Origin of the sequence: Pseudomonas sp. KK4 (assembly GCF_001984065.1) — a bacterium.
In the GTDB taxonomy this organism is placed as follows: Bacteria; Pseudomonadota; Gammaproteobacteria; order Pseudomonadales; family Pseudomonadaceae; genus Aquipseudomonas.
This window is the reverse complement of the sequence record NZ_LYVP01000216.1, coordinates 1-3,948: the sequence shown is the minus strand read 5'-3', so window position 1 is coordinate 3,948 and position 3,948 is coordinate 1. Positions and strand designations below refer to the sequence as shown.

Here is a 3,948-nt window from a genome sequence, read left to right as displayed (position 1 = left end):
TTCGCGAGCAAGCCCGCTCCCACAGGGGGCTGCGGTGTACCAAACCATGAAAACCAAAACCAGGAACCTTGGCGATCATCCAGGCTCGCTCGCCCTCGCAAGCCAAATCGATGTCCTGTAGGCGCTCGCTCGCGAGGGTCGTCAACGATAACGCGGCAAGCCTGACGCTATCCGTACGCAGGAGCGAAGGGCGGGTCAATGAACGATGGAGTTGGGAGGCAAATGCCCCAGCCGTTCGGTCAAACGAATCCGTTGGATCGGATCATCGCTGAGCAGCAGGGCATGTTCCAGGTCGAAGCGCTCGGCGTTCGGACAGTCCAGCCGTTGGTACAGGCTGGCCCGGGCCAGGTAGTCGGCCGTGGTGGCGTTGCCCAGTTCCAGCACCCGTTCGGCGTCGATCAGGGCACCGATGAAATCATCGTTGGCAAGGTGCAACTGACGCAGGTTGCGGGACAGGCGCTGGAGCATCTGCACAGGCTCGGCGGTGGCCAGGTGTTCAGCACTGAGTTTGAGGTTCGGGCCGTACTGACGATGCAGCAGTTCCCGGCAATCGTTGGGGTACAGACGCCGGCCGCCACAGGGATCGAGCAGATGATCGGCGCCCGGTACGCGCAGCAGGAAATGGCCGGGGAAATTGACCCCGACCAGCGGAATCTCCAACCCCCGGGCCAACTCCAGTGCAATCAGGCCCAGGGCCAGCGGTTGGCCGCGGCGACGCTCCAGCACCCGATGGAGCAGCGCCACGTGCGGCTTCAAGGGCGTGGAATCGTCCTGGGCGAAACCCAGGTCATTCATGCGTCGCAACAAGGGCTGCGCCAGTTCGCTCACCGGCAGCATCGGCAGGCTGGCGCTCACCCGCTGTTGCAGGCCCTTGAAGTTTTCCCGAAGGGTCTGGAGGTTCACCTCGCTGTCATGTTCGGCGCCAATCCATAACGCCGCCTCGAACAGCGCGGGCGGTGAACATTGCAGGCAGGCGAAAAACGATTGACGCGGCGTCATCAGATTCTCCGGGTAATGCCTCGTTTTAGCCTCGTCTGCTTGATTCGTCCAGTGCCGCGCAGTGGCCTTGGCGGTTATTTCCGATTGCTTGAAGCGGCGCCCGGCTTATTCCGGTGCGCTCCGGCATTTTTTGCGCGCAAGCCTATACTGGCGACTACAAGAAGTGATTCGGGAGCCTTTACGATGTTCGCTCTCATGCAAAGCACTCGCCTTGAATCGCTGCATCTGAGCGTCGACCCGGCCACCGGGTTGAAGGCGGTCATTGCCATTCATGACAGTCGCCTGGGCCCTGCCTTGGGAGGGTGTCGATACCTTGCCTATCCCAACGACGAATCTGCGGTCGAGGATGCCGTGCGCCTGGCCCAGGGCATGAGCTACAAGGCAGCCCTGGCCGGTCTGGCCCAGGGGGGCGGTGTGGCGGTGATTGTGCGCCCGGCCCATGTGGCCGATCGCGCAGCGTTGTTCGAAGCGTTCGGGCGCTGCATCGAACAGCTCGACGGCCGATACATCACTGCCATCGACAGCGGTACTTCGGTGGCGGACATGGACTGCATCGCACAGCAGACGCAACACGTCACCAGTACCACCTCGGCCGGCGACCCCGCGCCCCACGCGGCGATGGGCGTGTTCACCGGCATTCGCGCAACTGCCATGGCGCGACTGGGCAGCGACAACCTCGAAGGCCTGCGCGTGGCCATCCAGGGCCTGGGCAACGTCGGCTATGCCCTGGCGGAGCAGTTGCATGCCGCTGGCGCCGAACTGCTGGTCAGCGACATCGACCACGGCAAGGTGCAACTGGCCATGGAACAGCTCGGCGCCCACCCGATCGCCAACGACGCATTGCTCAGCACACCTTGCGACATTCTGGCGCCCTGCGGCCTGGGCGGTGTGCTCAACAGCCATAGCGTGACGCAACTGCGTTGCTCGGCGGTGGCAGGTTCGGCGAACAACCAGTTGACCCATCTGGACGTCGCCGATCAGCTGGAGCGGCGAGGCATCCTGTATGCCCCGGATTACGTGATCAACGCCGGCGGGCTGATCTACGTATCGCTCAAGCACCGGGGTGAAGAGCTGTCGACCATCACCGCACACCTGTCGAAGATCGCCTCGCGATTGACCGAGGTGTTTGCCCATGCCCAGGCGGAAAAGCGCTCACCGGCACGGGTGGCCGATGAGTTGGCGGAAAAAGTCCTGTACCGATAGACAATTTGCTGGACATGAAAAAGGCCCTGAGCCATTCGACTCAGGGCCTTTGTTCAATTCGGCTGTCACTTACTTGGCGGCTTTTACGGCCTTGGCTGGCTTGGCCGGGGCCACCGGCTCAACGGCCTGTTCTTCAACCGGTGCCGGCGCTTCGACCGGTGGCGGGACGTCGACCGGCGCGTTCAGCAATTCGGACAAGGCGTCCGGCTGGCTCTTGAACGCCTTGGCAAATACATCGCGATTCTTCGCCATGTAGATACCGGCTTCTTCCACTTGCTGTTCGGTCAGGGACGGAACGGCTCTTTGCAACACTTCGGACAGTAACTCGGCCAGTTCGAGCATTTTGTCATGACGGTCAGCTTCGGCTTTATCCATGAACAAGCGCTCCAGATCTCGGCTGCTGCGGTATACCACTTCGACGGCCATTCACCACCTCACATGCCTTTACATTGGGTTGTCTGATTCGACTACTGTATCTATATACAGCGAAAAGGATAAGCGAATCGCTCTGCTTTGGATAGTGGCTTTTCAATGTAGCCCGGATTGTGGGTTTGTCAGGTGGTGGGCCAGCGTGGTGCGACCAAACGCCACGGCGCGCAATCCATGGCCGCTCGCCATGATGGCGTGGCCTTGTTTCTGCATGCAGAACAACCGTCACGTCCAACCCGCATTATCCGGTCGAGCCGACCTAAGGAAGCATCATCGTGAAAATCAACTGGGCCGAAAATCTGCGCCAGAGCGTGCATGAACTGGCGGAGTCCCTGGGCAACCTGTTCGTCGAGACCTTTCACTACCTGGCGCTGTTCGCCATCGGTGCCGTGACCGCGTGGGCGGCGGTGATGGAGTTTCTCGGCATGATCGAAGCGGGACACATCAAGATCGATGACATCTTGCTGCTGTTCATCTATCTGGAACTGGGGGCGATGGTCGGGATTTATTTCAAGACCAACCACATGCCGGTGCGCTTTTTGATCTACGTGGCGATCACCGCGCTGACGCGTCTGCTGATTTCCAACGTATCACACCACAACCCGCCGGACCTGGGGATCATCTATCTGTGCGGCGGGATTTTGCTGCTGGCGTTCGCGATTCTGGTGGTGCGTTACGCGTCATCGCAATTTCCGTCGGTGAAAATTGAAAACCCGCAGCGAAAAATCGGTGCGGGTTCCAGTGAACATCCGGAAGTGGAGAAGGGCGAGATTTAAAGCCCCATCGCCGGTCGCGGGCGATCTTTGACAGAGGGCGGCGGCAGGTTGCGGGTGCCGCCATCGGTCATGGCTTCGAGGATAGCCACCGCGCTGTGGCCCTGCTCGATGGCGATGCCGAACTGAATGCTTTGCACCAAACGCTTGAGGCGCTCGGGGTCATTGCGTTGTTCGGCGCTGATCATGCGCTTGGCCACGACGTGGCCGCTGTTGGACAAGGTCAGCATGATGCTGCCGTCCAGGCCCTGAATGCTCAGGTTGATCTGATAATCCGCTGCAAAGGCATCGGTAATGAGCTGAAAAGGGTTGTCCATGATGCGTCACCGCCTGATTGAACGTGCAGTTGTTGACCGGTCGATATCGGGATAAGTTCGCAACACCGGACCATCGGCCTGAACGGCCACATCGCCATCAATGCTTGCAACAGGGGTGTAGCAAGGGGCATGCCGGAAGGATTGTCCGACAAAAAATGTCGGGCTGACACATCTCATTGTGGGAGCGGGCTTGCTCGCGAAGGCGGTGTGTCAGACAAGTAGATGTC

General features: G+C 60.3%; 4 protein-coding genes and 1 pseudogene. 2 read left to right on the top strand and 3 right to left on the bottom strand.

The genetic code is table 11. The features are described 5' to 3' along the window. Positions 1 to 195 precede the first annotated feature (195 nt). On the bottom strand, positions 196 to 999 hold the full coding sequence (locus tag B0W55_RS28925; protein ID WP_077049318.1) for a SirB1 family protein: 804 nt from the start codon (positions 997 to 999) through the stop codon (positions 196 to 198). A gap of 183 nt (positions 1,000 to 1,182) precedes the next feature. Here B0W55_RS28925 and B0W55_RS28920 point away from each other — a divergent pair, with 183 nt between their 5' ends. Beyond that, positions 1,183 to 2,202 (top strand): Glu/Leu/Phe/Val dehydrogenase dimerization domain-containing protein, encoded by a 1,020-nt coding sequence (locus B0W55_RS28920; protein WP_077049317.1) that lies wholly within the window; start codon positions 1,183 to 1,185, stop codon positions 2,200 to 2,202. A gap of 186 nt (positions 2,203 to 2,388) precedes the next feature. Here B0W55_RS28920 and B0W55_RS28915 read toward each other — a convergent pair. Next, positions 2,389 to 2,628, bottom strand: a pseudogene (locus tag B0W55_RS28915) (YebG family protein); the annotation flags it as partial. A 278-nt stretch (positions 2,629 to 2,906) separates the two neighbouring features. Here B0W55_RS28915 and B0W55_RS28910 point away from each other — a divergent pair. Further along, positions 2,907 to 3,407: a phosphate-starvation-inducible protein PsiE gene (locus B0W55_RS28910; protein ID WP_077049315.1), complete on the top strand. Its 501-nt coding sequence runs from the start codon at positions 2,907 to 2,909 to the stop codon at positions 3,405 to 3,407. Here the strand turns inward: B0W55_RS28910 and B0W55_RS28905 are convergent. Next, positions 3,404 to 3,721 (bottom strand): DUF3509 domain-containing protein, encoded by a 318-nt coding sequence (locus B0W55_RS28905; protein WP_077049314.1) that lies wholly within the window; start codon positions 3,719 to 3,721, stop codon positions 3,404 to 3,406. The two genes, B0W55_RS28910 and B0W55_RS28905, sit on opposite strands and share 4 nt — an antisense overlap. Positions 3,722 to 3,948: the final 227 nt, after the last annotated feature.

Bases quoted from the DNA above. Each gene is read 5' to 3' on its own strand.
- B0W55_RS28920 (WP_077049317.1), top strand. From the start codon at position 1,183: ATGTTCGCTCTCATGCAAAGCACTCGCCTTGAATCGCTGCATCTGAGC.
- B0W55_RS28905 (WP_077049314.1), bottom strand. From the start codon at position 3,721: ATGGACAACCCTTTTCAGCTCATTACCGATGCCTTTGCAGCGGATTAT.
- B0W55_RS28925 (WP_077049318.1), bottom strand. From the start codon at position 999: ATGACGCCGCGTCAATCGTTTTTCGCCTGCCTGCAATGTTCACCGCCC.